At 46.5% G+C, this 26,205-nt stretch carries 26 protein-coding genes and 1 tRNA gene; 20 read left to right on the plus strand and 7 right to left on the minus strand.

The window, feature by feature from the left end:
* Positions 1-169 precede the first annotated feature (169 nt).
* The 7 genes from smpB to RO21_RS12425 all read left to right on the plus strand — a co-directional run bounded on the left by smpB (position 170) and on the right by RO21_RS12425 (position 5,585).
* Entirely contained in the window at positions 170-646 is a 477-nt protein-coding gene (gene smpB / locus RO21_RS04780) for an SsrA-binding protein SmpB (RefSeq protein WP_047976658.1), read from the plus strand.
* A gap of 13 nt (positions 647-659) precedes the next feature.
* Positions 660-1,964 carry a serine--tRNA ligase gene (serS, locus tag RO21_RS04785; RefSeq protein WP_047976659.1) on the plus strand — a complete coding sequence of 435 codons (1,305 nt, stop codon included), beginning with the start codon at positions 660-662 and terminating at the stop codon, positions 1,962-1,964.
* 144 nt (positions 1,965-2,108) lie between these two features.
* A complete protein-coding gene (gene infC, locus RO21_RS04790) occupies positions 2,109-2,648 on the plus strand; it encodes a translation initiation factor IF-3 (protein WP_084724248.1) in 540 nt (179 codons plus the stop codon).
* Positions 2,649-2,760: 112 nt separating this feature from the next.
* Entirely contained in the window at positions 2,761-2,958 is a 198-nt protein-coding gene (gene rpmI / locus RO21_RS04795; protein WP_005596065.1) for a 50S ribosomal protein L35, read from the plus strand.
* Between the two features lie 91 nt (positions 2,959-3,049).
* Entirely contained in the window at positions 3,050-3,403 is a 354-nt protein-coding gene (gene rplT, locus RO21_RS04800; RefSeq protein WP_006249240.1) for a 50S ribosomal protein L20, read from the plus strand.
* Positions 3,404-3,523: 120 nt separating this feature from the next.
* Positions 3,524-4,879 carry a glutathione-disulfide reductase gene (gene gorA / locus RO21_RS04805; RefSeq protein WP_047976661.1) on the plus strand — a complete coding sequence of 452 codons (1,356 nt, stop codon included), beginning with the start codon at positions 3,524-3,526 and terminating at the stop codon, positions 4,877-4,879.
* Positions 4,880-4,925: 46 nt separating this feature from the next.
* Positions 4,926-5,585 (plus strand): hypothetical protein, encoded by a 660-nt coding sequence (locus tag RO21_RS12425; RefSeq protein ID WP_053067711.1) that lies wholly within the window; start codon positions 4,926-4,928, stop codon positions 5,583-5,585.
* Positions 5,586-5,662: 77 nt separating this feature from the next.
* Here RO21_RS12425 and ycaO read toward each other — a convergent pair whose 3' ends face one another.
* Positions 5,663-7,423 carry a 30S ribosomal protein S12 methylthiotransferase accessory factor YcaO gene (ycaO, locus tag RO21_RS04815; RefSeq protein ID WP_047976662.1) on the minus strand — a complete coding sequence of 587 codons (1,761 nt, stop codon included), beginning with the start codon at positions 7,421-7,423 and terminating at the stop codon, positions 5,663-5,665.
* Between the two features lie 153 nt (positions 7,424-7,576).
* On the opposite strand from ycaO, the gene rng reads away from it, so the two are divergent.
* The 9 genes from rng (at position 7,577) to RO21_RS04860 (ending at position 15,576) form a co-directional block, all read left to right on the plus strand.
* Positions 7,577-9,049 carry a ribonuclease G gene (gene rng, locus RO21_RS04820; protein ID WP_047976663.1) on the plus strand — a complete coding sequence of 491 codons (1,473 nt, stop codon included), beginning with the start codon at positions 7,577-7,579 and terminating at the stop codon, positions 9,047-9,049.
* Between the two features lie 186 nt (positions 9,050-9,235).
* Positions 9,236-10,240: an extracellular solute-binding protein gene (locus tag RO21_RS04825; protein ID WP_420911986.1), complete on the plus strand. Its 1,005-nt coding sequence runs from the start codon at positions 9,236-9,238 to the stop codon at positions 10,238-10,240.
* Positions 10,241-10,339: 99 nt separating this feature from the next.
* Entirely contained in the window at positions 10,340-10,942 is a 603-nt protein-coding gene (gene lptC / locus RO21_RS04830) for an LPS export ABC transporter periplasmic protein LptC (protein ID WP_047976665.1), read from the plus strand.
* Positions 10,943-10,944: 2 nt separating this feature from the next.
* Positions 10,945-11,460 carry a lipopolysaccharide transport periplasmic protein LptA gene (gene lptA, locus RO21_RS04835; RefSeq protein ID WP_047976666.1) on the plus strand — a complete coding sequence of 172 codons (516 nt, stop codon included), beginning with the start codon at positions 10,945-10,947 and terminating at the stop codon, positions 11,458-11,460.
* 6 nt (positions 11,461-11,466) lie between these two features.
* Positions 11,467-12,192, plus strand: coding sequence for an LPS export ABC transporter ATP-binding protein (lptB, locus tag RO21_RS04840; RefSeq protein WP_047976667.1), 726 nt, complete (start codon positions 11,467-11,469; stop codon positions 12,190-12,192).
* A gap of 72 nt (positions 12,193-12,264) precedes the next feature.
* On the plus strand, positions 12,265-12,798 hold the full coding sequence (locus RO21_RS04845; RefSeq protein WP_047976716.1) for a PTS sugar transporter subunit IIA: 534 nt from the start codon (positions 12,265-12,267) through the stop codon (positions 12,796-12,798).
* A gap of 8 nt (positions 12,799-12,806) precedes the next feature.
* Positions 12,807-13,664 carry an RNase adapter RapZ gene (gene rapZ, locus RO21_RS04850; RefSeq protein ID WP_047976668.1) on the plus strand — a complete coding sequence of 286 codons (858 nt, stop codon included), beginning with the start codon at positions 12,807-12,809 and terminating at the stop codon, positions 13,662-13,664.
* A 3-nt stretch (positions 13,665-13,667) separates the two neighbouring features.
* The gene (locus tag RO21_RS04855) at positions 13,668-14,852 is read left to right on the plus strand and encodes an FAD-dependent monooxygenase (protein WP_047976669.1); all 1,185 of its coding nucleotides are present in this window, start codon (positions 13,668-13,670) and stop codon (positions 14,850-14,852) included.
* A 145-nt stretch (positions 14,853-14,997) separates the two neighbouring features.
* Complete coding sequence (locus tag RO21_RS04860; RefSeq protein ID WP_047976670.1) at positions 14,998-15,576, plus strand: alanine--tRNA ligase; 579 nt, start codon at positions 14,998-15,000, stop codon at positions 15,574-15,576.
* Positions 15,577-15,622: 46 nt separating this feature from the next.
* On the opposite strand, the gene menC is transcribed toward RO21_RS04860, so the two are convergent.
* Both menC and RO21_RS04870 read right to left on the minus strand, forming a co-directional pair.
* On the minus strand, positions 15,623-16,603 hold the full coding sequence (gene menC, locus RO21_RS04865) for an o-succinylbenzoate synthase (RefSeq protein ID WP_047976671.1): 981 nt from the start codon (positions 16,601-16,603) through the stop codon (positions 15,623-15,625).
* A 15-nt stretch (positions 16,604-16,618) separates the two neighbouring features.
* On the minus strand, positions 16,619-18,523 hold the full coding sequence (locus RO21_RS04870) for an ABC transporter ATP-binding protein (protein WP_047976672.1): 1,905 nt from the start codon (positions 18,521-18,523) through the stop codon (positions 16,619-16,621).
* A gap of 81 nt (positions 18,524-18,604) precedes the next feature.
* Here RO21_RS04870 and RO21_RS04875 point away from each other — a divergent pair, with 81 nt between their 5' ends.
* From RO21_RS04875 to RO21_RS04890, 4 genes are all read left to right on the plus strand, one after another.
* A complete protein-coding gene (locus tag RO21_RS04875) occupies positions 18,605-19,222 on the plus strand; it encodes a MarC family protein (RefSeq protein WP_047976673.1) in 618 nt (205 codons plus the stop codon).
* Between the two features lie 59 nt (positions 19,223-19,281).
* The gene (gene moeA / locus RO21_RS04880; protein ID WP_047976674.1) at positions 19,282-20,511 is read left to right on the plus strand and encodes a molybdopterin molybdotransferase MoeA; all 1,230 of its coding nucleotides are present in this window, start codon (positions 19,282-19,284) and stop codon (positions 20,509-20,511) included.
* A gap of 1 nt (position 20,512) precedes the next feature.
* Complete coding sequence (moeB, locus tag RO21_RS04885) at positions 20,513-21,268, plus strand: molybdopterin-synthase adenylyltransferase MoeB (RefSeq protein WP_047976675.1); 756 nt, start codon at positions 20,513-20,515, stop codon at positions 21,266-21,268.
* An 85-nt stretch (positions 21,269-21,353) separates the two neighbouring features.
* Positions 21,354-21,429, plus strand: a tRNA-Asn gene (locus tag RO21_RS04890).
* Positions 21,430-21,560: 131 nt separating this feature from the next.
* Here the strand turns inward: RO21_RS04890 and RO21_RS04895 are convergent.
* The 4 genes from RO21_RS04895 to RO21_RS04910 form a co-directional block, all read right to left on the minus strand.
* Positions 21,561-22,538: an AEC family transporter gene (locus tag RO21_RS04895; RefSeq protein WP_047976676.1), complete on the minus strand. Its 978-nt coding sequence runs from the start codon at positions 22,536-22,538 to the stop codon at positions 21,561-21,563.
* Between the two features lie 194 nt (positions 22,539-22,732).
* Positions 22,733-23,884, minus strand: a complete 1,152-nt coding sequence (gene argE, locus RO21_RS04900) for an acetylornithine deacetylase (RefSeq protein ID WP_047976677.1) — start codon at positions 23,882-23,884, stop codon at positions 22,733-22,735.
* Positions 23,884-24,642: a DUF998 domain-containing protein gene (locus RO21_RS04905; RefSeq protein ID WP_157019631.1), complete on the minus strand. Its 759-nt coding sequence runs from the start codon at positions 24,640-24,642 to the stop codon at positions 23,884-23,886. Before RO21_RS04905 ends, argE begins: the two co-directional genes overlap by 1 nt.
* A gap of 5 nt (positions 24,643-24,647) precedes the next feature.
* Positions 24,648-26,060 (minus strand): basic amino acid/polyamine antiporter, encoded by a 1,413-nt coding sequence (locus RO21_RS04910; protein WP_047976679.1) that lies wholly within the window; start codon positions 26,058-26,060, stop codon positions 24,648-24,650.
* Between the last annotated feature and the right edge of the window lie 145 nt (positions 26,061-26,205).

Below are 26,205 nucleotides of genomic sequence, written 5' to 3' on the forward strand. Positions count from 1 at the left end.
TGCAATATGTGCCGTAAGCCGATCACTCAATGGTAACAGCTTGCAAAGCGGCATTGGATAGGTGGGGCGATGTTTTGCAAATTTTCCGACATAAACGCCCGCTTGTGAATTTCAACTTTGTGCTATTTAGGGTACAATCTTGGGCAATTTTGATAGATGAATTGGGATTATGAGTAAAAAACCAAAGGTGGCGTCCAATACGATTGCCCTGAATAAACGGGCTCGCCACGAATATTTTATTGAAGATGAAATTGAAGCAGGGCTTGAACTGCAAGGCTGGGAAGTGAAGTCTATGCGGGCGGGCAAAGCAAATATTAGCGATAGTTATGTGATTTTCCGCAACGGTGAGGCTTTTTTGTTCGGGGCGATGATTACGCCGTTGAATGTTGCTTCAACCCATATTGTCTGCGATCCGACTCGCACCCGTAAGTTATTGTTAAATAAGCGGGAATTGGATTCCCTGTTCGGAAAAGTGAACCGAGACGGCTTTACAGTAGTTGCCCTCTCGCTCTATTGGAAACAGGCGTGGGCTAAGGTCAAAATCGGATTGGCGAAAGGGAAAAAACTGCACGATAAGCGGGAAGACGTGAAGGATCGTGAGTGGAAAATCGCCAAAGATCGAATTATGAAAAATGCTAACAGATAATTAAGGATACACAATGATTGATCAAAATCTTCTTCGGACACATTTAGATGAAGTCGCCCAAATTCTCAAGACAAAACGCAGTTTCAGTTTAGACGCACAAAAGGTTGCCGCCCTTGAGGAACAGCGTAAAGCCTTGCAGGTCAAAACAGAAACCTTGCAGGCAGAGCGTAATGCCCGTTCCAAAAATATCGGGGCGGCGAAAGCCCGTGGCGAAGATATTAGCGCCCTGTTAGCAGAAGTGGATTCAATGGGCGATGCTCTCGTCCAAGCAAAAGCGGAGCTGGATAAAGTGCAGGGGGAAGTGCGTGAATTATTGTTATCCATTCCGAATTTGCCGGCGGAAGAAGTGCCGATTGGTAAAGATGACAGTGAAAACGTAGAAATTTCCCGTTGGGGAACGCCTCGTCAGTTTGATTTTGAGGTCAAAGATCACGTCAGCCTTGGCGAGCAGTTAGTCGGCTTGGATTTTCCGGCTGGGGTGAAATTGACCGGCAGCCGTTTTGTGGTGATGAAAGGACAAATTGCCCGTTTACACCGTGCATTGAGTCAATTTATGTTGGATTTACACACCGAGCAGCACGGCTATACGGAAACCTATGTGCCTTATTTGGTCAATCACGACACCCTGTACGGCACAGGGCAATTACCGAAATTTGGCGAAGATCTGTTCCATACCCAGCCGCTTGAAGGGCAAGATCCGAATGAAGTGCAAAAACCGTATGCACTGATTCCGACCGCCGAAGTGCCGGTAACCAATTTAGTGAGAGATGAGATCTTAGATGAAGAGAGCTTACCGCTCAAATATACCGCTCACACTCCGTGTTTCCGTGCGGAAGCGGGGTCTTACGGGCGTGATACGCGTGGCTTAATCCGAATGCACCAATTTGATAAAGTGGAAATGGTGCAAATCGTTGCACCGGAAAAATCAATGGAAGCGTTGGAAGAATTAACCGGACACGCTGAAAACGTGCTGCAATTACTTGGCTTGCCGTATCGCAAAATGTTGCTTTGCTCCGGCGATATGAGCTTTAGTGCGGCGAAAACCTACGATTTGGAAGTCTGGCTGCCGGCACAAAACACCTACCGTGAAATTTCGTCTTGCTCAAATATGTGGGATTTCCAAGCCCGCCGTATGCAAGCCCGTTGCAAAGCCAAAGGCGAGAAGAAAACCCGCCTTGTGCATACGCTGAACGGTTCAGGGTTGGCTGTCGGTCGGACATTAGTGGCCGTGTTGGAAAACTACCAAAATGCGGACGGTTCAATCACCGTGCCGGAGGTATTACGCCCTTATATGAACGGCTTGGACGTGATTAAATAATTTCGTCAATCCGAGCAAAGTTGCTTGCTTAACGGAGAGAGAACGGGTAAAATATCGCCCGTTTTTCTCTCATTAGAGAGATTGAGGTATCATAGCTTCTGCAAGCGGTATGATCGTGAATAAAATTTACAAGAGGAATGTATTATTAAACCTGTCAAACGTGTTCAGACAAATCGGGCTCATCGCATCAATGATGAGATTCGTGTAAAAGAGGTTCGTTTAACCGACCAAGACGGCGAACAAATCGGGATTGTGTCTATTCAAGAAGCCTTGGCAAAAGCCGAAGAAGCGGAATTAGACTTAGTTGAAATCAGCCCAAATGCCGAGCCGCCTGTTTGTCGTATTATGAACTACGGTAAGTTTATTTACGAAAAGACCAAATCCGCAAAAGAGCAGAAGAAAAAGCAGAAAGTTGTGCAGGTGAAGGAAATTAAATTCCGTCCCGGCACAGACGAAGGCGACTATCAGGTAAAACTACGCAGCCTGATTCGCTTTTTGGAAGACGGGGATAAAGCTAAAATCACGGTTCGCTTCCGCGGACGTGAAATGGCTCACCAAGAAATTGGAATGGACGTGCTGGAACGTGTTAAAAACGATTTAGCCGAGCTTGCCGTGGTGGAATCCGCACCGGGCAAACTTGAAGGCCGCCAAGTAGTTATGGTGCTTGCCCCGAAAAAGAAATAATTAGTGCAGTTCAAGTAAGCAAGCGGGCAGATTGGTAAAATTGTTTGCAAATCTCACCGCTTGGTTCGCCTAATTATAATGATGTTAAACAACAATGCGGAGTTATTAAACAATGCCAAAAATTAAAACAGTACGTGGTGCTGCTAAGCGTTTCAAAAAAACAGCGTCCGGCGGTTTCAAACGTAAACAATCTCACTTACGTCACATTTTGACTAAGAAAACCACTAAACGTAAACGTCATTTACGTCATAAATCAATGGTTGCGAAAGCAGACCAAGTATTAGTCGTTGCCTGCTTACCATACGCATAAGCGTATTAAGCTCAACGTACGGTTAGTCGATTTTTTTAGTTTTTATAAATGTAGGACTTTAGGTTCTAAAATAACGTAGGAGATTTAAATAATGGCTCGTGTAAAACGTGGTGTTATTGCAAGAGCACGCCATAAGAAAGTTCTTAAGGCTGCTAAAGGTTATTATGGTGCACGTTCACGCGTGTATCGCGTTGCTTTCCAAGCCGTTGTTAAAGCGGCACAATATGCTTACCGTGACCGCCGTCAGCGTAAACGTCAATTCCGTCAATTATGGATTGCGCGTATCAATGCGGCAGCACGTCAAAACGGCTTATCTTACAGCAAATTTATCAACGGCTTGAAAAAAGCGTCTGTTGAGATCGACCGTAAGATTTTAGCGGATATCGCTGTATTTGATAAAGTCGCTTTCGCTGCATTAGTTGAGAAAGCAAAATCTGCACTTTAATCGTTAAAGTCGGATAAATGAGGGACGCTGAAAAGCGTCCTTTTTTATTATCCGTAACTATTTCAGTTCTTTGCAAAAAATTGCTAGAATCTTACCGCTTGTATTTTAAAAGGAAATGTTATGACTAAACACTATGATTATATTGCCATTGGCAGTGGTAGCGGCGGGATTGCCTCCGTTAATCGTGCGGCAAGCTACGGCAAAAAATGTGCGATTATTGAAGCCAAACAACTTGGCGGGACTTGTGTTAATGTCGGCTGCGTGCCGAAAAAAGTGATGTTTTACGGTGCGCAGATTGCCGAAGCCATTCACCAATATGCGCCGGATTACGGCTTTGATGTGAAAGTGAATAATTTCAGTTTTGCAAAGTTAGTCGAAAATCGCACCGCTTACATTAGCCGGATTCACACCTCTTACCATAATGTGTTAGCCAAAAATAATATTGATGTGATCAACGGTTTTGCCAAGTTTGTGAATGCCAATACCCTTGAGGTGAACGGCGAGCAGATCACCGCCGATCACATTTTGATTGCCACCGGCGGGCGTCCGAGCCGCCCGAACATTAAAGGGGCGGAATACGGCATTGATTCGGACGGGGTGTTTGAACTGACGACGTTACTAAAGCGAGTGGCGGTTGTCGGTGCGGGTTATATTGCGGTGGAGCTGGCGGGCGTGATGAATAGCCTTGGGGCAGAAACGCATTTATTTGTGCGCCAGCACGCCCCATTGCGTCAATTTGATCCGCTGATTGTGGAAACATTGCTTGAGGTAATGGCTCAAGACGGCATTCACTTACACAGCCATTCTATTCCGCAAGAAGTGGTAAAAAATGCGGATAATTCCCTCACACTCAAGTTAGAAAACGGCAACGAGCAGACGGTCGATTGCTTAATTTGGGCGATTGGGCGTGAACCGGCAACGGATAACATCAATCTGGACGCGGCAGGTGTAGCGACAAACGCACGCGGCTTTATTAAGGTGGATAAATTCCAAAATACCAATGTGGCGGGGATTTATGCAGTCGGCGATATTATCGAGGGCGGTATTGAGCTGACGCCGGTGGCGGTTGCGGCAGGGCGTAGATTGTCCGAACGGTTATTTAACAACAAACCGAACGAGCATTTGGATTACAACCTTGTGCCGACCGTTGTGTTCAGCCACCCGCCGATTGGCACGATCGGTTTAACCGAGTCGAAAGCGATTGAGCAGTATGGGGCGGAAAATGTGAAAGTGTACCAGTCATCGTTTACGCCGATGTACAGTGCCGTAACACAACACCGCCAGCCGTGCCGAATGAAGTTAGTGTGTGTCGGCGCAGAGCAAAAGGTGGTCGGCTTACACGGCATAGGCTTCGGCGTTGATGAGATGATTCAAGGCTTTGCGGTGGCGATCAAAATGGGCGCGACCAAAGCCGATTTTGATAATACGGTTGCCATTCACCCGACCGGTTCGGAAGAATTTGTTACAATGCGTTAATTATTTGGCGAGTAGGCAACTATTCGCCTTTTTTGAGGAAATTAAAATGAAAAAAATCATCACGCTAATGGGATTAGCGTTGTTACTGTCCGGGTGCGACGGGAATGAAAAAAACAGCGTGCCGACAGGGAGTACGCCGAGCAGTTCGCAATCAGAACCACAAGCTAAGCCTGTCGAGGCGGTGAAAAATGCGAATGAGGAAAGTACGGTAACGGTGCAGGCGGATAAAACGACAAATGAAGCAGAAAGCGTGCAAGCGGTCAGTTCTGCGCCAACATCTGCAAATGCTGCTACGGATCAAAATAGTACGCAGGCAAAGCCGGCGGCAGATAATCCGGTATCGCCCGCTACTGAAAATGCCGAGCCGACAGCCACGGAGAAAGCCGTTGAAGTCAAACGGGAGAATACGGCAGTAAAAACAGCGGTTGCGAAAACGGCTCAAGTGAGCGAACGGAAAGCGCCGAAAAAAGCAATACCGGCAAAAGAGCAGGTGAAAAAAGAGCAACATCAGCGGGTAAAATCGGCAGCCTCGTACAGTAATGCGGAAAACGAGTCAGGTTTGTCTGAAGAAGAATTGCGAGTCGGTGCACAGCAGCCGCTTTCCATTGATGAAATTAATCATCTGAAAACCCAGTGCCGTTATCCGTTTATGTCCGATAGAGAGATGCAACTCTACCGTTGTTTTCCGGTAAAGGTTAATCAATAATTCATTGCTAAAACAGCAAAAAATAAAGCCCTCGCAATGCGGGGGCTTTTGTTAGAAACGTTATGCCTAAACTAAGGTTAGGCAACGTAATAAGCTGCTTTAGCTTTTTGCAATTTCTGATAGGCTGCCAACAGTTTTTGGTGAGCTGCCATATTGGTGAGGCTTTCGTCCGAGCCTTGTAAACCGTGGAACGGATTGCCGCCGTTTACCGCATTCCAGGCAAATTCAACCGCTTGTTGCCCGTACATTTTCTCAAAAACAGCGCGATATTGTGTCGGTTCACGGCTTTCGTCAAGGAACAGCTCTAAGCTACTGATTAAGCAACGGTAGTAGTTGTTGCGTTCAGGGTTGAATACGCTGGCGTTCATATTTGCCGTCCAGCTCGCCCAATCCAATGCCTCTTCTAAATTGCCTAAGGCGAGGTGCAGCATTGATTTTAATTCCCCAATCCGTAGCGTTTGGAGTGCCGACCCTTTATCCGCCACCACACCGATAAATTCACGCACACGGGTGAGATCGTCAATCCCCTGTTCGTCTAATTCATCCAATAATGTTTGATAAGTTTCACGATCGTGATGGAAATACGGCAGATCAAGCAAGATTTCACGCCAGTCCATTCCCATATTGTTGTTGGCATAAATGAGATCATCGGACGGGTAGATGTTCGACATTCCCGGCGCAAGAATGCGGCAGGCATACACGCCGAGATGTTCATAATCCATAATATAGACTTCTTGGTTATGCTTGTTGAAAATCTCCATTAAGTTGGCAAATTCCTGTTCCGTTGTGCCGGCAAAATCCCAGTGTACAAAGGGGTAATCGGCATCACGTTTGAAAAGATCCCACGAAATCAGACCGCTTGAGTCGATGAAATGGGTCTCTAAATTGGCGTGGTCGGCAACGTCATCATTGTTGAAAGACGGCGGGGCGAAAACGTCCAAATCTTTTAGGCTACGTCCTTGCAGCAGCTCGGTAACGGTACGCTCAAATGCCACTTGGAAGTGCGGGTGCGCGCCGAAAGAGGCGAAGCAAGTGCCGTTGTGCGGGTTGAGTAAAATCACGCAGATAACCGGAAATTCGCCGCCGAGGGAGGCATCGTAGCAGAGGATTGGAAAGCCTTCTTGTTCCAGTTTTTCAATCGAGGCTTTAATGGTCGGGTAGCCGTCAATCACGGACTGCGGAATTTCCGGTAGGCTGATTGCCTCGGTGATAATGCGGTTTTTGACATAGCGTTCAAACACTTCCGACAAACCTTGTACTCTGGCTTCGTTTTTGGTATTGCCGGCTGACATTCCGTTCGACACAAACAGATTGCCGATAATACTTTGCGGGATATAAACCCTTTGTTGATCGGACTGGCGGGTGTAAGGCAAGGCAACAATACCCCGCTCGACATTCCCCGATTGTAGATCGATCAGTAAATCGGGCGTCAGTTCACCGTTCGGGTTGAAATATTGGTGTAAAAACGGATCTAACAGCCCGCTTGGGAGCGTTTCTTCGTCCTCAACCGCAAACCATTTTTCGTTTGGGTAGTGAACAAATTCACTGTCGGCGATTGCTTTGCCTAAATAGAAATCCGCCCAAAAATAGTTGGTGGATAAACGCTCAAAATATTCACCCAACGCGGAAGCAAGGGCGGCTTTTTGGCTTGCGCCTTTGCCGTTAGAGAAGCATTGCGGGCAGTCGGCATCACGGATATGCACCGACCAGACGTTCGGCACGGGGTTGAGCCACGAGGCTTCTTCAATATTAAAGCCCAAATTCTTCAGCTTGGTTTGAAAGCCGGCGATACTGTCTTCAAGGGCGGCATCTTTGCCCAAAATAAAGGTTTGCGTCATAGTTTTTCTCAATTAACCAAAATAGCGTGCAGACTACCAAATTCCGCTGCGGAAATAAAACGATAGTCGGTATTTTGCAAAAAAATTTCACAAACCGACCGCGTGTTAGTGATAAAATCTTCGCCGAATTTCAGTTTTGTCAAGATAAACCAAATGAATTGCGAATTATTAGTGAATGTTACGCCGAGCGAAACTCGGGTGGCGTTAGTTGAAAACGGGGTATTGAAAGAGCTGCACGTGGAGCGGGAGGCGAAACGGGGCATTGTCGGCAATATTTATAAAGGGCGGATTACCCGTGTGCTGCCGGGAATGCAGTCGGCATTTGTTGATATCGGCTTGGAAAAAGCAGCGTTTTTGCATGCTTCGGATATTGTTTCGCACACAGAATGTGTCGATGAAAATGAGAAAAAACAATTTGTGGTGAAAAATATCAGCGAGCTGGTGCGGGAAGGGCAGGATATTGTGGTGCAAGTGGTGAAAGATCCGCTCGGCACAAAAGGGGCAAGATTGACTACCGATATTACCTTGCCTTCTCGTTATTTAGTCTTTATGCCGGAAAACAGCCACGTCGGTGTGTCGCAGCGGATTGAGAGCGAAGACGAGCGTAACCGCCTAAAAGCGTTGGTTGAACCCTATTGCGATGAGCTAGGCGGTTTTATCGTGCGTACGGCGGCGGAGGAGGTAAGCGAGGAGAGCTTGCAACAAGATGTTGCCTTTCTGAAACGCTTGTGGCGGAAAGTGCTGGAACGTAAAGCGAAATACCCTGCCAAATCAATGCTTTATGGCGAGTTGGCGTTGGCGCAGCGGGTTTTGCGGGATTTTGTCGGCACGCGCATTCATTCCATTCAGATTGATTCAAAAATGACCTATGAACAGGTGAAAGAATTTTTAGCGGAATTTATGCCGGAACTAACCGATACGGTGCGTTTATATAGCGGTAAGCAGCCACTATTTGATCTGTATTCGATTGAAGAAGGGATTCAAAAAGCGTTGGACAAACGGGTAGATCTGAAATCGGGCGGCTATTTAATTATTGAGCAGACCGAGGCGATGACGACGATTGATATTAACACCGGTGCTTTTGTCGGGCATCGTAATTTAGCCCATACGATTTTTAACACCAATATTGAGGCAACACAGGCGATTGCTCACCAGTTACAGCTACGCAATTTGGGCGGGATTATCATTATTGATTTTATTGATATGCAAGAAGATGAACATCGCCAGCGGGTGTTGGAATCGTTGCAACTAGCCTTGAAAGGCGATCGGGTAAAAACTAATGTAAACGGCTTTACCCAACTCGGCTTAGTGGAGATGACCCGCAAACGCACACGGGAAAGTTTAGAGCGGGTGCTTTGTTGTGATTGCCCGTCTTGCAAAGGGCGTGGCACGATCAAGAGTATTGAAACCGTTTGCTATGAAATCCTGCGGGAAGTGGTGCGGGTGCATCATTTGTATCCGTCCGAGCGCTATGTGGTTTATGCGGCAAGAACGGTGGCGGAGTATTTGATTAACGAAGAATCCCACGCCTTATTGGCGGAATTGGAAGTCTTTTTGGGGAAAAAAGTCGAAATCAAATCGGAAAGTTATTATCACCAAGATCAATTTGATGTGGTGGTGATGTAGTTTGAAATAAGTGGTGAAAAATCAATCGTTTTTGCGATAAATTTCTTGCAAAATGACGGGGGTAACTTAGAATGGCGAACACCTTTCTTGGGGAAAGGTTGTCAAACTTTGGAGTAATCCAACCGCTTGTTTTCATCACTAGGAGAAACTTAAATGAAAAAATGGGCTGTGGCTTTAACATCGGGAATGGTAATGTTCAGTGCCAATGCAATGTCGCAAGAGAGCGTACACCTTTACACTTGGACGGAGTATGTGCCGGAAGGTTTGCTTGAGCAATTTACCAAAGAGACGGGCATCAAAGTTGTTGTATCGACCCTTGAATCAAACGAGACAATGTATGCAAAACTCAAAATTCAAGGCAAAGACGGCGGCTACGATGTGATTGCGCCGACTAACTATTTTGTGTCAAAAATGGCGCGTGAAGGGATGTTAATGGAGTTGGATCACAGTAAATTACCGGTGATCAAAGAGCTTAATCCGGATTGGTTGGACAAACCTTATGATAAAGGCAATAAATACTCTTTACCTCAGTTATTAGGCGCACCGGGTATTGCTTATAATACCGGAAGCTATCAAGGTAGCAGCTTCACGTCTTGGGGCGATTTATGGAAAGAAGAGTACAAGGGTAAAGTCCAATTATTAGATGATGCCCGCGAAGTCTTCAATATTGCCCTGTTAAAATTAGGACAAGATCCGAATACGCAAGATCCGGCGGTGATTAAAGCGGCTTACGAGGAGTTACTCAAACTACGCCCGAATGTGCTATCGTTCAGCTCGGACAACCCGGCAAATTCTTTCATTGCAGGTGAAGTGGAAGTCGGTCAGTTATGGAACGGTTCGATCCGCATTGCGAAAAAAGAGCAAGCACCGGTCGATATGGTGTTCCCGAAAGAAGGGCCGGTGCTTTGGGTGGATAATCTTGCAATTCCGTCCAATGCCAAAAATCCGGATGCCGCTCATAAGTTAATCAACTACTTACTAAGTGCACCGGTAGCGGAAAAATTAACCCTAGAAATCGGTTATCCGACTTCAAATGTGAAAGCGTTGGAAGTTTTACCGAAAGAAATTACCGAAGATCCGGCAATCTATCCGACTGCCGAAGTCTTGCAAAAAAGCCACTGGCAAGATGATGTCGGCGAAGCGATTGAATTATACGAAAAATATTATCAAGAGCTAAAAGCGGCGAAATAATCTTCCGTACAAAATGCCCTAACGATGTTAGGGCATATTTTTTTATTCAATGAAAATTTATGGTATGATTCAATGTTCATTCAATGTTAATAAAACGCTATGAATTTACGTTTAAATCTTCTTTTACTCGTTATTGTTGCCATTCTAGGCGGTTGGTATTACAGCCAGCAGCAGTCGGCGCAAACCGGTTTGGAAAATCTGATTAAAAAAGAGGGCGAAGCGGATTATACCGGCAACCAAATGACGACAATGGTCTATGATATAGCCGGTAAGCCGCAATATTTTGCCAAAGCACAGGAAATTAAACGCTATGAGGTTACCGAACGTACCGAGTTTTTTAAACCTTTTTTAGATTTATTTGATCGGGAAAAGGCATTAAAACAGTGGAAAGTCAGTGCCGATTATGCCGAATTAACTAAGACCAAGCAGCTCAATTTGCAGGGAAATGTGAAGATTGAAAGCCTTGATCCGCAGTCCCGTTTACAAAAAATCGAAACGGATAAGTTGTCGGTCGATTTAAATACGCAAGATATTTCCAGCGAAAGTGTAGTCAAATCACAAGGCAGTGGATTTACCACAACCGGACGGGGCTTGACGGGCAATCTGAAAAAACAGGTCACTACCCTGTTGTACGATGTGAAAACCTATATTGAGCCGACCGTAATTCAAAAAACGCCGATGAGCGATAAAAATAAGGATTAAAGATGAAATTTATAATGAAATCAGTGCTATTTAGTGCATTATTTGCGAGCAGTTTGTCTGCTTATGCGTTAAAAGGCGATACCGACCAACCGATCAATATTGATTCCGGTAGTCAATCTTTGGATATGGAAAACAATATCGTGGTCTTTAGCGATAATGTGGTGATTACGCAAGGTTCAATTAAAATCAATGCAGCCAAGGTAACTATTACCCGTCAGGAAGGCAAAAAAGAGACCATTGATGCAAACGGCTCGCCGGTAACGTTCCAACAAACATTGGATAACGGTAAACCGGTCAATGGTAAGAGCAATAGCGTCCATTATGATTTAGGAACGGAATTTTTGATTTTGACCGGCAACGCAGAGCTTAAACAGCAAGATAGCTTTATTAAAGCGCAAAAAATTACCTACGATGTGAAAAAACAACAACTGAAAGCGAGCAGTGGCGGCAAATCACGGGTGAAAACCGTGTTAATTCCGGCACAATTACAAGACAGCAAAAAGACACAGAAAAAGTAGGATCAAATGCCAACACTTTATGCAGAACATTTGGCGAAAAGCTATAAAAACCGCCAAGTCGTCAAGGATGTGAGCTTGAATGTGAAAGCCGGCGAAATTGTCGGCTTGCTTGGACCGAACGGGGCAGGTAAAACAACCACTTTCTATATGGTAGTCGGTTTGGTTCGCCACGATCAGGGCAAAATTCGGATTGATGATCAGGATATCAGCACCTTACCGATGCACGATCGGGCAAAACAGGGGATCGGCTATTTGCCCCAAGAAGCTTCGATTTTCCGCCGTTTAAGTGTGTATGACAATTTAATGGCGGTGTTACAAGTGCGTAAATATCTCACCGATCAGCAACGCAAAGCCAGAGCCGATGAATTGATTAACGAATTTCATATTGATCATATCCGCCACAGCCTCGGGCAGTCCTTATCAGGCGGAGAACGCCGCAGGGTTGAAATTGCTCGGGCGTTAGCGGCCAATCCGCAATTTATTTTGCTTGATGAACCTTTTGCCGGAGTCGATCCGATCTCCGTCATTGATATTAAAAAGATCATCGTCAATTTGAAAGAACGGGGATTGGGTGTGCTGATTACCGATCACAATGTGCGTGAAACCCTTGATGTGTGTGAACGGGCGTACATAGTCGGCAGCGGGCAGATGATTGCGAGCGGTACGCCGCAAGCGGTGTTGGAGAATCCGGACGTGAAACGGGTTTATCTGGGTGATCAATTTAAACTGTAAGACAAGCGGGCGGATCGGCGACTATTTTTGCAAACAATGGCTAATAACGACCCGCTTGCAACTCAATCTAGAATGGCATTAACAACTTTTTTATCGCCCGATAATATTCGCCAAGGCGTGTTTATCTCCAGCAAAAAACGGGCGTTGGAAATGGTAGGCAAACTGGTGGCGGATTATATAAACTGCCAAGCTGCCGACCAAACAAGCGAACAGCAACATTCCGAACCGGTTTGCCCGGTGGAATGTTTTGCGAATTTGTTTAAACGGGAAAAACTTGGCTCAACGGCAATCAATAACGGTGTTGCTCTCCCGCACGCCAAATTGCCGCCGAACAGTTGCGTAACGTTAGAGAAACCTATCGCCGTCTGTTTGCAGCTTGAAACGCCGATTGATTACGACGCGAGCGATAATAAAGCGGTCGATTTTATTTATGCGGTATTATTTCCGGATCAATGTTGTGAACAGTATCGGGGCGAATTGCAAACGATTGCCCGACAATTAAGCGATAAAGCCCTGCTAAAACATTTGCGGGCGGCACAATCCGCTCAAGATATTTGGCAGGTATTGGTGTATGCGGATCAGACATTTGACGGTGAACAACCTTAGGAGCGATTATGGAGCTAATTATCATCAGCGGGCGTTCGGGGTCCGGTAAATCGGTAGCATTACGGGCATTGGAAGATGTTGGCTACTATTGTGTCGATAACATTCCGCTCCCACTGATTTCCCAACTGGCGAGCTACCTTGCCAATGCTAATCGCTCCGCCGTTGTGAGCTTGGATATTCGCAATTTGCCGGAAGATCCCAATGCGTTGGAGGAAATGCTCAAAACCTTGCCGACCAATATCACCACGAAATTGATTTTCCTTGATTGCGAACGTAATGCTCTCATTCGTCGTTATAGTGATTCCCGCCGCTTACACCCGCTTTCAAACCAAGATCTGTCCCTTGAAAGTGCGATTGATTTGGAAAAACGCCGCCTTGATCCCCTTTACCAACAAGCCAATTATATTATTGATACGACAAGGTTATCTTCCCATCAATTAGCCGAAACACTGCGTGAATTGCTCAAAGGCACGGCACAAACAACGCTAAAAATTATTGTGGAATCTTTTGGCTTTAAGTACGGCGTGCCGGCAAATGCCGATTATGTCTTTGATGTGCGTTTTCTGCCCAATCCTCATTGGGACGTGAATTTACGCCCGATGACCGGTCTTGAACAGCCGGTTATCAACTTTTTGGTGAGCCAGCCGGAAGTGGCAGATTTTATTGCAAAAACGGAAGATTATCTCACCGCTTGGTTACCGGCATTGGAACAAAATAATCGCAGCTACCTAACGATTGCAATTGGCTGCACGGGCGGGAAACATCGTTCGGTCTATATTGCACAGCAACTTGCCGATTATTTCACCGGACTGGGTAAAAGTGTGCAGGTACGCCACCGTAGCCTTGAGATGCAACAAAAGGGGTAGTCGATGAAAACAGCAGATATTGTCATTATCGGTGGCGGAATGGTCGGGCTTGCCTTGGCAGCGTTGCTTGCCGATTGCGATTGTCGGATTAAAATTGTTGAACAATCCCCGCCATCGCCACCGTCAGATACGCTCGGTTATCGGGTTAGTGCGATTAACCGTGCCAGCCAACTTATGTTGGAACAGATTGGCGCGTGGCAACAAATTCCTACGGAGAGACGTTCGGCTTACGGCAAAATGCAAGTACGGGAAAAAGACAGTTTTGCCCGCATTGAGTTTGATTATCAAGATACCGCAATCAAACAATTAGGGCTGGAACAGCTTGGCTTTATTATCGAAAACCAACATATCCGTTTTGCCCTGTGGCAACAAGTGAGCCGACAAGCGAATGTTGAAATGATGCTTGCCGAGCCGCAAACATTAGGGATCAGTGAAAACGGTGCTTTTCTTACCCTCTCCAATGGCGAAATGCTGACGGCAAAGTTAGTTGTCGGCGCGGACGGCGCTCACTCTTGGGTACGTCGCCAAGCCGATATTCCGTTGATTAGCCGAGATTATCGGCATACGGCGTTAGTGTGTAATGTCAAGACGGCGGAAAGCCACCAACAGACAGCCCGTCAGATTTTTGCTCCCGACAGCATTTTGGCATTTTTACCGCTCAATGACGAACGGCTTTGCTCGATTGTGTGGTCGTTACCGCCACTGCAAGCTCAACAACTGCTGGAATGTGATGAACAAACTTTCCAAAAACAGCTTGCGATCGCCTTTGACCATCAGCTCGGCTTATGTGAATTGCAAAGCGAGCGGGCAATCTACCCGCTTGTTGCCCGCTATGCACGAGATTTCGCCCAACCACGCATTGCTCTCATTGGCGATGCAGCACATACCATTCACCCTCTGGCAGGGCTTGGCGTTAATCTCGGCTTTGCCGATGCACAAAAGTTGGCACAAGAGATTCAACGACATTGGCAGGCGGGTAAAGATATTGGCGAATACCGCCATTTACGCCAATTTGAACGTGAACGAAAGGTAGAAGCGGTAAAATTACTGGTGGCAATGGAAGGGCTGAAACAGCTTTTTAGCGGCGATCACCCGCTCAAAAAATTGGTGAGAGGCGTGGGGTTAAGTTTAACCAACCAAAATGCCCTTGCGAAAAAATTGTTAATCGAACAGGCGATAGGGGTTTAGCTGCGTTGCTTTTTTGTGCTATTGCACAGCAATTTGCTGAGCGATTGGAACTAAACTGCCAAGCACCCTGTCTATTAGCAGTACAACGTTGCAGCCTGTGTATCGGGTTGTTTATCTTTTATGTGAAACCTTTGAGGAAAATGTGATGAAAAAATTGACAAAAATCAGTGCGGCAGCATTATTCGCACTTTTTTTAACTGCGTGTGATAAGCCGGCAAATAAAGCAGCAGAAGCACCAAAAGTGGAAGCTACGCCAGCAACACAGCCGGCAACGGAAGCGCCAAAAGCAGAAACTGCGGTAGCGGAACAAGCTGCAAAAACAGTTGATACACAAGGTGCGGAAGAGTATAAAAAATTGCTTGACTGGAATGCGAGCTTAGAGAAAGAGATTGCTGCAGCAAATACTGAACTTCAACAAAAATTTTCAAGCGGCGATAAAGCGCAAATCGAAGTCGGTTATAAAGCTTTCACTGCAAAAGTAGATGATGTAATAAAAAGTTTAGATGCGTTGGAGTTCAAAAACGAGTCAATTATCGCATTTAAAGAAAAAGTGAAATCAAATCTAGTGCTATCTAAAGATTTAATCGGTGATACGGTCGCATTGATGGCAAATCAAACAGAGGAAGCCAAAAAAGCTTTCCAAGCGAAAACAGAAGCTTTAATGCAAGGTGGTGTTGAGTTACAAAAACTGCAATCGGAATTAGACCAAAAATTTGCACACTAATTCAGTTAGTTACAACAAGGCTAGTCGCAAGACTAGCCTTTTGTGTTTAAAGTGCGAGCGGTGTAATAAAAGGGCTATTCAGATCAGCAAGAGGCAAGGGCGAATTTTGCCAACGGCGAAGTAGCTGGGTTTGCATTAAATTCAATGTATCCAAGCCCGGTGTCGTATCGGGAGTATATTGGGCGGCAAAACGCGCCAGTTGCGTGAGGGCAAGGCTTGATTCAATACTGGAGCTGATGACTGCTGTTAGCCCTTGCTTATGGGCATATTCAATAAGACTAATACATTTTTGTAATGAACCAAAGAGAGTTGGTTTAATGATGAAAGCGGTCAGATGATCGCTTTTTTTTGCAAATAGGTTCGGCTCTCGTGTGGTTTCGTCCCACGCAATCGCAATGTTGTGTTGAGCGGCAAATTGCATTGACATTGCTGGGGTACGGCAAGGTTCTTCAATAAATTGAATACGTTTTTTGTTGGATTCGGCAATTTTGGCAGCAAATTGTGCTGCTTTCTCCAGTGTCCACGCTCGATTGGCATCAAGACGCAGTTTGAGATCGGGGATTGCCGTTAAAAACATATCCGCAATCAGCCCGTCTCGATTGGCTTCGTAAAGCCCGACTTTCATTTTCGCCACTTTTTCACCACTCATTTGTTGCAATTTGGCATACAGTTCATCGGGATCGCCGTAGCAAAGCGGCGCAGTATCGTAACAACCTTCACTCCCTAGATCTCCCTGTAATTCTGCCAAAGCACAACTGATCCCGAAAGCAACGGACGGCGCATACTGACGGTCGAGATCATCGTCCTGTCCGTTGAGCCAATTTATCCGCCACTGCTTTAATTGCTGTTCGGCTTGGGGTAAATCCTCACCACTAAATTCCGGCAAGGGAGCGATTTCCCCCCACCCAACTTGCCCGTTTTCGTGCAATTCCACCAATAAGCCCTCCCGCTGTTTTAGACGGCGTTGGCGCAAGATGACCCCGGTTTCTACGGGAATGGTATAGCGATAGCAATTAACTCGGCGCATAGGTGCTCCTTTGGTTTATCCTGCCCAATTCTCTAACTGTTCTTGTAACGCCAGCCATTCGGATTCGGTATCTTCAAGGGCTTTCTTGGTGTCGATCTGTTTGGCAAGCGTATCGGTTAAGCGGACTTTATTTTGTGGTTCATAAAGGGTTTGATCGGCGAGTGTTTGCTCGAGATCAGCCAAACAAGCGGTCAGTTTTTCTAAATTGTTTTCAAGCTGTGCCAAGCGTTTGCGTAGTGGGGCAGTTTGCTGACGGCGTTCGGCTTCCAACCGTTTTTGCTCTTTACGGTTGGCAGCACTGTTGGCTTGGCAAGCGGTCGGTTCTGAGGCTTTTTTTGCAACGGTTTGAGCATTCAACTCATTCAGCCATTTTTGGTAATCCTCTAAATCGCCGTGAAATTCGTCCACTTGCCCGTCGTGGACTAAATAAAATTCGTTCACGGTGCTGCGTAGCAGGTGGCGATCGTGGGAGACAATCACTAGCGAGCCTTCGTAGTGGGTGAGAGCTTCGGTCAAGGCTTGACGCATATCCAAATCCAAATGGTTGGTCGGTTCGTCCAAGAGCAGTAAATTCGGGCGTTGCCAAACGATCAGGGCAAGTACCAAGCGGGCTTTTTCACCGCCGGAAAAACTCTGCACTGCCTGTTTAACTTTATCACCGCTAAAGGCAAACCCGCCGAGATAGTTACGCAGTGCTTGCTCGGTTTGCTCCGGTGCAAGACGGGCGAGATGCCATAGCGGGCTTTCGTCCGGTCGCAAGGTATCGAGCTGATGTTGGGCGAAATAGCCAAGCTGCACGCCTTTTGCCAGTTGAATATGACCGCTTTGCGCAGAAATTTCCCCTGCCAGCAGTTTGATTAGGGTGGATTTTCCTGCGCCGTTGCGCCCAAGTAGCCCGATACGAGAGCCGGGGACAAGGTTCAGTTTCACCGATTGTAATACGGTTTTGTTGCCATAGCCGGCGCTGACTTTTTCCATTGAGAGCAACGGGCTTGGCAGAGAGAGTGGCGGGCGGAATGCAAAGGAAAACGGGCTGTCCGCATAAGCTGGGGCAATCAGTTCCATTTTTTCTAGTGCTTTCACCCGGCTTTGGGCTTGCTTGGCTTTGGTGGCTTTTGCTTTGAAACGGTCGATAAATTTCTGTAAATGCGCAATCTTTTGTTGTTGTAATTGGTAAGCAGCATTTTGTTGTGAGAGTTTGGTTGCCCGCTGGATTTCAAAGGCAGTGTAATTGCCGGTGTAATCGTGCAGTTTTTGTTGCTCGATATGCAGTACCCGATCGATGATCGGGTCGAGAAAATCACGGTCGTGGGAGATCAGCAATAGCGTGCCACGGTATTGGCTGAGCCAGCGTTCCAACCAGATGACTGCATCAAGATCGAGGTGGTTGGTCGGCTCGTCTAAGAGCAGTAAATCGGAGCGACAGAGTAAGGCTTGCGCAAGGTTAAGACGCATTCGCCAGCCGCCCGAAAAGGATTTGACCGGTAACTGTAATTGTTCGGGCTGAAAGCCTAAGCCGTTGAGCAGTGTTGCCGCTCGAGATTGAATTGTCCACGCATCAATGGTGTCGAGTTTAGTGTGTAATGTCGCAATCAGATGACCGTTATTGTCCGCATTGGCTTTGTCTAATTGCGCCATTAGCTGCGTATATTCCCGATCGCCTTCAATCACATAATCGATCGCAGCCGTATCTAGTGCCGGTGTCTCTTGGTTTACCCACGCAATCGCCCAGTTTTGCGGGTATTTTACCTCACCGCCTTCGGCACTCAATTCTTGTTTCAGTAGAGCAAACAGAGAGGATTTACCGCAGCCGTTTTTGCCGATCAAGCCGACTTTTTGTCCGGTATGAATTGTGGCGTTTGCCCGCTCAAGTAATGTATTTTGCCCGCGTTTGAGGGTTAAATCTGTAAAAAAAATCATTGAAATCTAAATTAACTATTTGTTGAAACTCAAATTTGTTGCACAATAACTGCCATTGTTTTATTGAAATAAGGAAAGTCAATGTTTGATTCATTAGTTGTACAATTTGTGGTACTTTGGGCGGTCATTGATCCTATCGGTTCAATCCCTGTCTATCTCGCCAAAACGGTAAGATTGTCGATTGAAGACCGCCGTAAGATCGCACGCAATGCGATTTTAATCTCCGCAGGGATTTTACTCTTTTTCTTAGTGCTGGGACAATGGTTACTTGACGCAATGCAAATCCCGCTATCGGCTTTCCAAATTGCAGGCGGTTTAGTGCTACTGTTATTTGCCCTTTCGATGATTTTTGGGGAAAGTAAGCATGATCAAGAAATAAAAATGAAAAGTAACATCAGTGAACTTGCCGTTTACCCGCTCGCTGTGCCGTCTATTGCATCGCCGGGGGCGATGATGGCGGTCGTCTTATTGACGGATAACCACCGTTATAGCTTTACCGATCAGGTTGTTACCACGGTAATTATGCTCTCGGTGTTATTGATTACCTACCTGTTGCTCTTAGCGGCAAACCGAATTCAACATTTAATCGGTAACGCAGGGGCGGCGATTATCAGCCGAGTAATGGGGCTGATTTTATGTGCGGTGGCGATCAATAATATCTTAATCGGGCTGCGGGATTTCATTACGCAAGCGGGCTGATGGCGATGATTTTTTGAAATCCTCTTATACGGAGGATTTTTATTTTGTAGGAATAGAAAATGGCATTACTGACTCTTGCGCAGGCCCTTGAAAAAATATCGGCTTGCCTTACCCCTTTAACTGAAACGGAATTAGTGAGTTTGGCACACGCAGCAAATCGGATCTGTGCCGAGCCGATTTATTCGCCGATTAACGTACCGGCTTTTGATAATTCCGCAATGGACGGCTATGCCGTGCGATTTGATGATTTAACCTGTTTCTCTCAATTTGACATTGTGGGCAAAGCCTTTGCCGGCAATGCTTTTGAGGAGGATATGCAAGCGGGGCAGTGCGTGCGGATTATGACGGGGGCGAAAATCCCGACCAATGCCGATACCGTGATTATGCAAGAAGAAGCCGTATTAAATGCAGACGGCACGGTTAGTTTTAACAGCAATGTTTCGGTCGGGGCAAATATCCGCCGAATCGGCGAGGATATTCAACAAGGAGAATTAGTGTTGGAGCAGGGTAGCAAGCTGAATGTTACCAGCTTGCCGCTGCTGGCATCACTTGGGATAGCAGAGATCAAGGTATTCAAACCGTTAAAGGTCGCTATTTTATCTACGGGCGATGAACTTGTGCCGGTCGGTCAGCCGTTAAAAGCGGGGCAAATTTATGACAGTAACCGTTTTGCCTTGCGGTTAATGCTGGAAAAATTGCACTTGAATGTGATGGATTACGGTATTTTGCCGGACGATCCGCACTTATTTGAGCAAAGGTTTACGGAAGCGGCACAAACCGCTGATGTGATCATTACCAGCGGCGGCGTGTCGGTGGGGGAAGCGGATTTCACCAAAACCGTGTTGGAAAAATTGGGCAATATCGGCTTTTGGAAAATCGCAATGAAACCGGGTAAGCCTTTTGCCTTTGGGCAGATCGGCAAGGCGCACTGTTTCGGTTTGCCGGGTAATCCTGTTTCAGCACTCGTTACCTTTTACCAGCTGGTGCAGCCGGCATTGCTCACCTTAGCCGGTGTTAATGCAAAAAAAGTTGCAGATTTTTCCCCTTATCTGACCGCTTGCACAATGGTTGCACTCAAAAAAGCGGTCGGGCGGCAGGATTTCCAACGGGGATTTTACCGCCTTAACCAAAGCGGACAACTGGAGGTAACGCCTGTCGGTGCGCAAGGTTCGCATATCTTTAGTGCCTTTCATCAAAGTAACTGCTTTATTGTGTTAGCCCAAGAACAAGGTGATGTAGCGGCGGGCGAGCAGGTGATGATCCAACCTTTTAATACGTTATTGAGTTAATATGCAACTGACCGATCACGAAATGTTACGTTACAACCGTCAAATTATGCTGAAAAGCGTGGATTTTGACGGGCAAGAAAAGCTCAAAGCCGGTCGGGCATTGATTGTCGGGCTGGGCGGGCTAGGCTGTGCCGCCGGTCAATATCTTGCCGCCGGCGGTGTCGGGCAACTGATGTTGGTGGATTTTGATCGGGTTTCGCTGTCAAATTTACAACGGCAAATCTTGCATCGCGATCAGGATATTGAACAATTTAAAGTGTTGTCGGCGCGGCAGCGTTTGACGGAAATTAACCCCCATATTCAGATCGATACACTCAATCATCAATTATCGGCAGAGGAGTGGGCGGCGTTGATCCCGCATTATGATGTGGTGTTGGATTGTACCGATAATGTCGCTATCCGTAAGACGCTCAATCAAAGCTGTTTTCAGGCGAAAGTGCCGTTGGTATCGGGCTCGGCGATTCGGTTTGAAGGGCAGATCAGCGTGTTTGATTACCGCCCGCACAGCCCCTGTTATCATTGTCTAAGCCAATTATTTGGTGAAAATCACCTCACCTGCGTTGAAGCGGGGGTGATTTCACCGATTGTTGGCGTTGTCGGCAGTTTGCAAGCGCTTGAGGCAATGAAGTTATTATTGGGTATCGGGCAGTCCCTTTCGGGCAAATTGTTAATGATTGACGGGCTTAATTTTGCCGTTCGCACGTTAAATTTACAAAAACAGCCGGATTGTATGGTTTGTCATCAAAAAAGCGAGTAAAATTCACATTTGTTAAGAAATGCAAAGTTTGGTTTAATGGTTTGACCACTAAACCGATTTAGCTTACTATTCCTACCTGTAAAGTTCCTCTTTAGTTCAGTCGGTAGAACGGCGGACTGTTAATCCGTATGTCGCTGGTTCAAGTCCAGCAAGAGGAGCCAACAATTTCCTCCTTTAGTTTTTTCTTTTGATCTTGTTTTATTTGTCTCCTTTTATAAAACAGTGATTCATACCTCCTAGGATTAGATCAAAAGAATTGCCTCCGTTTCGGAGGCTTTTTTTTGCCTGAAATTTAGATCCAGTGTAGCTGGCGTAGGATCAACAAGCCGAGGCTGGAGGTAAACATTGCGCCGACGGTGGTGATCGCAATTAAGTTAGCGGCGGCAGTTGCGTTGCCGCCAAAGCTACGCACCATTGCATAACTTGCCACGGCAACCGGTGTGGAGGACATCAGGAATAAAATTCCCAACGCCATCGGCTCTAATTGGAACAGATATTTGCCTAATAAAATCATCACGATCGGGGTGAGAAAGAGTCGTCCAAGGCTGGAATAGATCACAATTTGGTTTAATGTGTCTGCACTAGGCTGCGTTTTAATTTGTTTGAGCTGGCTGAAATCCAGGCTCGCACCGGTACAAATGAGCGCAAGAGGCAGGGTGATATGGGCAAGATAATCGCCTGTGCGGATAAGCGGAACGGGGATCGTAATCTCAAATTTGCTGACAATCAGCCCGCATAGAATGGCAAGAATTAACGGATTTTTGGCTAATGAGGCAAGCATTTTACCGCCATTTAACTTCCCATCGCCTAGCGAGTGTGTCAAGGTAATTATGGCGAGGACATTGAACAACAGGGTCAAACAAGCAACATACACGGAAGCCGGCGCGGTGGCAGCCGTGCCGTAAGCATTAACACACAATGCCAGCCCTAAAATACCGCTGTTTCCCCGAAAAATACCTTGCACGAAAATGCCTCGATGTTCCCGCTTGGCAATGTAGCGTGCTGCCAGCCATTCACCACCAAGGTAAACCGCCATTGTGCCGACTACCCCTGCACTGACAAGCCATAATTGGCTGCCGTAATCGGTGGGCTGTTTGACGATGTTGATAAACAGTAAACAGGGGAGGGTAATGTTGAAGACAAACTTTGATGCCGTGTGGCAAAAATGGTCGTCAATCATTTGGCGGCGGTATAACACAATACCTAAAATCAGCATCAAAATGGTCGGTAGGGTAACGCCAAGGCTAAACCACAACGCATCTAAAAACATTCTCTCCTCCTATGGCAAGCGGTCGGTTGAGCGGTATTTTAGGCAAAATTCAAAATGATCTAGCCATTGCAGACATTGACTTCTTTCACGAAAGGGGCGCAATGGTTGTGCCGTAATGAGAGATAATCATTGTAAGACGTTAGTATTTATCAAGCTAAGTCTGATCAGTCGTATTGCAAAAAATCGCTGTTATCCTACCGCGTGTTGAAACAAAAATGGTGAATGAGTTTGGTGAGCAGATCAATCGTCGGGGTGATAAATCGGCTGTCCAAATATTCATCGGGTTGGTGAGCTTGTTCAATCGAGCCCGGCCCAAGCACAAGCGTTGGGCAGAGCTGCTGAATAAACGGGGCTTCGGTGCAGTAATTGACCGCTTGACACGGCTCGCCTAACAATTTTTCCACCACTTGCACCACTTGGGCGGAATGTTCGCACTCATAGCCGGGAATACCGCTATGCAGTGAGCGAATTTGAATCCGATCGCCCCATTGCTCAATTAACGGTGCAAGTTGCTCCCGCAATAAATCTTCCAAATCTTGTAGCGCTAAATTGGGTAATGGGCGTATATCAAGCTGCAATTCACAGCAGGAACAAATCCGGTTAATCGCATCGCCGCCGTGAATATTACCTAAATTCATTGTTGGGTAAGGCACTTGAAACAGTGGGTTATGGTAACGGGTTTTAAGCTGATCCCGCAGCGATAGCAAGCGATCGGTTACACTGTGCATCACTTCAATCGCGTTGATCCCTTGAGCCGGATCGCTGGAATGCCCCGATTGCCCGATAATGCGAATTGCCTCGCCCATATGCCCTTTATGTGCCCGAATCGGTTTGAGTGAAGTCGGTTCGCCAATAATCGCACAATCCGGTCGAATATGGCTGTGTTGAGCAAATGTTCTTGCGCCGAGCATTGTGGTTTCTTCGTCTGCGGTTGCAAGAATACGCAATGGCTTTTGTAGTTTACTCAGATCTAACCGGCTGACTGCTTCCACCACAAAGGCGAAAAAGCCTTTCATATCCGCAGTACCTAAGCCGTAAAAACGTCCGTTTTGTTCGGTGAGTGTAAAGGGATCGCACTGCCAACGTCCTTCATCAAACGGGACGGTATCAGAGTGTCCGGCTAATAATAAACCGCCCTCGCCTGTGCCATAGGTTGCCAGCAAATTATACTTATTACGGCTATTTTCAACGGCGATGATGTCGGTGTGAAAGCCGAAATCCGCCAGCCAGCCGGCGAGCCGTTCGATTAGCGCTTGGTTAGATTGATCCTGCCGGGCTTCCAAGCTGCTGATTGTCGGAAGCTCAATTAACTGGCGATAACGTTCGATAAAGGAAAGTGTCTTCATTATTTTACCTGTTTTAAAATTGCAAAGCTGACGGCGATTTCCCAAATTAAAATGGTATAAATGCCGAACCGTTCAAGAAGCGCAAAATAGGCGGTCGGGATAAAAATGGTGGCTAAAATCGCACTTATACCGCAGATCGAAGCAAGGATTGCGTAACGCTTTAACCGGTAAAAAGAGCGGCTGACAATGCCCAAGCCGGTTGCCAAGAGGGTAAGATGCCCGAATATAAAGGTGATGCTTGCGCCGAGATTATGTAAGCCGCCCTCTACATATTTGCCACCTTGACTGGAGGCGATCAGTGTTGCGCCGAGACTAAAGCAGAGTGCTGACACAGTACCGATTAAGCGGTATTTGGGGGCGGTAATTTGGGAGATGCCGAGTAGATAAATCCAAACGAAGAAAATGCCTTGCAGCATAAAAGCTACCCGCATCATATACGAGAGCGGTGAGAGTTGGCTAGTTTGCGTATCAACCAGTGTACCAATCGGCAATAATAACTCAAGGGTTGAATGGTTAAGATAGACTTTCGTCCCTTGGCTGAACAGCACCGCAACAAGCTCTGCGAAAAAGTAGTAAAGCCCGATAAATGCCGAAATAACGGCGATCAGGCGAATAAGAAGAGCGTGGCTACGGCGTACGCACGGGGGCATTAAGAACGGGTAAAATTTCACCCCGAACGACCCGCTTGTAAAATACTGCTCTACTGCGTGATAAGCCTTCGCAAGCCGTTGTAGCACGGCGAGAATGTTCTGTTTCACTCTGGTTAGCCCCATTCAAATGTGGTTAAACTGTAATAACTTGCCCAAATAAAGAGCAGGGAAATCGCAACAAGCCAGATTTTTTCGCTGTGGTGGAAATACAATCTACCTTGATGTTGATAGCGGGCGTAGATAAACACCGCAATCCCCGGTAAGTAAAGCAAGAATGAGAGTAATAAATAATCCAAGCCGGCGGCATAGACGATCCACAGCCCGTAAAGGCTTGCCATTAAACCGGTAAATTGGATATACCACGCCGCACCTTGCTGTAAGGCAATTTTAAGCAAATATGTCCCGACTAAAACGTAGGGAACTAAAATCATTGCGGTGGAAATTTGGATCAGCACCGTATAGCCTTTGCCGGTAAACAGCACTAATAACAGGCTGAACTGAATGGCAAGGTTGGTCATCCACAAGCCGCCGATGCGGGCATTACGCTGATTTTTACGGGCAAGGATTGCCGGAAAGACCGCCGTTTTTGCCGCTTGGTAAGGAATTTCGGAAGAAAACATTGTCCAGCTCATATAAGATGCCAACACCGACACAATCAAGCAAAAAGTAATGATGATCTTACCGCTTGTGCCGATTAACTGCTCTAAAATTGCCGCCATAGAGGGATTGGGCAGTTGAGCGATGACTTCACGGGGTAAAATGCCTAGCGACAACACGGTAATCGTCACATAAAGTACAAGGGTGATCAAGATACCGAGTAAGGTAGCCAAACCGACATCCGTTTTCTTTTTTGCGTGGGCGGATAAAATAGACGCTCCCTCAACCCCGACAAACACCCACAAGGTAATCAGCATTGTACTTTTAATTTGATCCAATACCGGACGGTTTAAACTTTCCCCCGCAAAATCCTGCGAAAATTGATCGGGCGAGAAATACCAAAGGGCTAAACCGATGAACAGAAACAGGGGCAGCGTTTTCACAATCGTTGCGATTAAATTGACCGCCGCCGCTTCCCGAATCCCTTGCGTAATTAAAATATGCACCAGCCAGACGATAACCGATGCGCCGAAGATTGCCCACGGCGTATTGCCCTGCCCGAAGATCACGTTTGTTTCGCTATCCACAAAAGTGCCGATGCCCTCAAAGGCAACCACCAAATAACCGACACTACCGATAGCGGTGCAGAGCCAATAGCCCCAAGCGGTCAGCCCACCGGCTAAATCCCCAAATCCCTCACGGGCATAGGGGTACACACCGCCCTCCAGTTCGGGTTTAAGACGGGAAAGAAAAAAGAACGATAAGCCCAAAAAAATGATGCCGACACCGGTGATAAGCCAGCCGATAATCAATGCTTGCGCACCGGCAACCTCCGCCATATTTTGAGGCAGGCTGAAAATACCGGAGCCAATCATTGAGCTTAGCACCAATGCAGTGAGCGAAAATAAACCGATTTTGTCCTTAGACATTTGAAAACCTTTGAAAAAATACAAACTCGCAATTTTACCCTAAAAAAAAAGGGAGACGAACATAATCTGCGTGTGCTAGTTTACCTATTTGAAAAATTGTTTGTCATTATCGGATAAAAAACGTATTATAGCCGTCTAGATGGCA

Origin of the sequence: Muribacter muris (genome assembly GCF_001038205.1) — a bacterium.
Lineage (GTDB): Bacteria > Pseudomonadota > Gammaproteobacteria > Enterobacterales > Pasteurellaceae > Muribacter > Muribacter muris.

What these genes read in the sequence shown, in the direction of transcription:
- RO21_RS04860 (WP_047976670.1), top strand. Translation starts at nt 14,998, where the DNA reads ATGAAAAAATTGACAAAAATCAGTGCGGCAGCATTATTCGCACTTTTT.
- argE (WP_047976677.1), bottom strand. Translation starts at nt 23,884, where the DNA reads ATGAAGACACTTTCCTTTATCGAACGTTATCGCCAGTTAATTGAGCTT.
- rapZ (WP_047976668.1), top strand. Translation starts at nt 12,807, where the DNA reads ATGGAGCTAATTATCATCAGCGGGCGTTCGGGGTCCGGTAAATCGGTA.
- rpmI (WP_005596065.1), top strand. Translation starts at nt 2,761, where the DNA reads ATGCCAAAAATTAAAACAGTACGTGGTGCTGCTAAGCGTTTCAAAAAA.
- moeA (WP_047976674.1), top strand. Translation starts at nt 19,282, where the DNA reads ATGGCATTACTGACTCTTGCGCAGGCCCTTGAAAAAATATCGGCTTGC.
- RO21_RS04875 (WP_047976673.1), top strand. Translation starts at nt 18,605, where the DNA reads ATGTTTGATTCATTAGTTGTACAATTTGTGGTACTTTGGGCGGTCATT.
- menC (WP_047976671.1), bottom strand. Translation starts at nt 16,603, where the DNA reads ATGCGCCGAGTTAATTGCTATCGCTATACCATTCCCGTAGAAACCGGG.
- serS (WP_047976659.1), top strand. Translation starts at nt 660, where the DNA reads ATGATTGATCAAAATCTTCTTCGGACACATTTAGATGAAGTCGCCCAA.
- lptA (WP_047976666.1), top strand. Translation starts at nt 10,945, where the DNA reads ATGAAATTTATAATGAAATCAGTGCTATTTAGTGCATTATTTGCGAGC.
- RO21_RS04895 (WP_047976676.1), bottom strand. Translation starts at nt 22,538, where the DNA reads ATGTTTTTAGATGCGTTGTGGTTTAGCCTTGGCGTTACCCTACCGACC.
- gorA (WP_047976661.1), top strand. Translation starts at nt 3,524, where the DNA reads ATGACTAAACACTATGATTATATTGCCATTGGCAGTGGTAGCGGCGGG.
- ycaO (WP_047976662.1), bottom strand. Translation starts at nt 7,423, where the DNA reads ATGACGCAAACCTTTATTTTGGGCAAAGATGCCGCCCTTGAAGACAGT.
- RO21_RS04825 (WP_420911986.1), top strand. Translation starts at nt 9,236, where the DNA reads ATGGTAATGTTCAGTGCCAATGCAATGTCGCAAGAGAGCGTACACCTT.
- smpB (WP_047976658.1), top strand. Translation starts at nt 170, where the DNA reads ATGAGTAAAAAACCAAAGGTGGCGTCCAATACGATTGCCCTGAATAAA.
- moeB (WP_047976675.1), top strand. Translation starts at nt 20,513, where the DNA reads ATGCAACTGACCGATCACGAAATGTTACGTTACAACCGTCAAATTATG.
- RO21_RS12425 (WP_053067711.1), top strand. Translation starts at nt 4,926, where the DNA reads ATGAAAAAAATCATCACGCTAATGGGATTAGCGTTGTTACTGTCCGGG.
- lptB (WP_047976667.1), top strand. Translation starts at nt 11,467, where the DNA reads ATGCCAACACTTTATGCAGAACATTTGGCGAAAAGCTATAAAAACCGC.
- RO21_RS04855 (WP_047976669.1), top strand. Translation starts at nt 13,668, where the DNA reads ATGAAAACAGCAGATATTGTCATTATCGGTGGCGGAATGGTCGGGCTT.
- rng (WP_047976663.1), top strand. Translation starts at nt 7,577, where the DNA reads ATGAATTGCGAATTATTAGTGAATGTTACGCCGAGCGAAACTCGGGTG.
- RO21_RS04845 (WP_047976716.1), top strand. Translation starts at nt 12,265, where the DNA reads ATGGCATTAACAACTTTTTTATCGCCCGATAATATTCGCCAAGGCGTG.
- RO21_RS04870 (WP_047976672.1), bottom strand. Translation starts at nt 18,523, where the DNA reads ATGATTTTTTTTACAGATTTAACCCTCAAACGCGGGCAAAATACATTA.
- RO21_RS04910 (WP_047976679.1), bottom strand. Translation starts at nt 26,060, where the DNA reads ATGTCTAAGGACAAAATCGGTTTATTTTCGCTCACTGCATTGGTGCTA.
- lptC (WP_047976665.1), top strand. Translation starts at nt 10,340, where the DNA reads ATGAATTTACGTTTAAATCTTCTTTTACTCGTTATTGTTGCCATTCTA.
- rplT (WP_006249240.1), top strand. Translation starts at nt 3,050, where the DNA reads ATGGCTCGTGTAAAACGTGGTGTTATTGCAAGAGCACGCCATAAGAAA.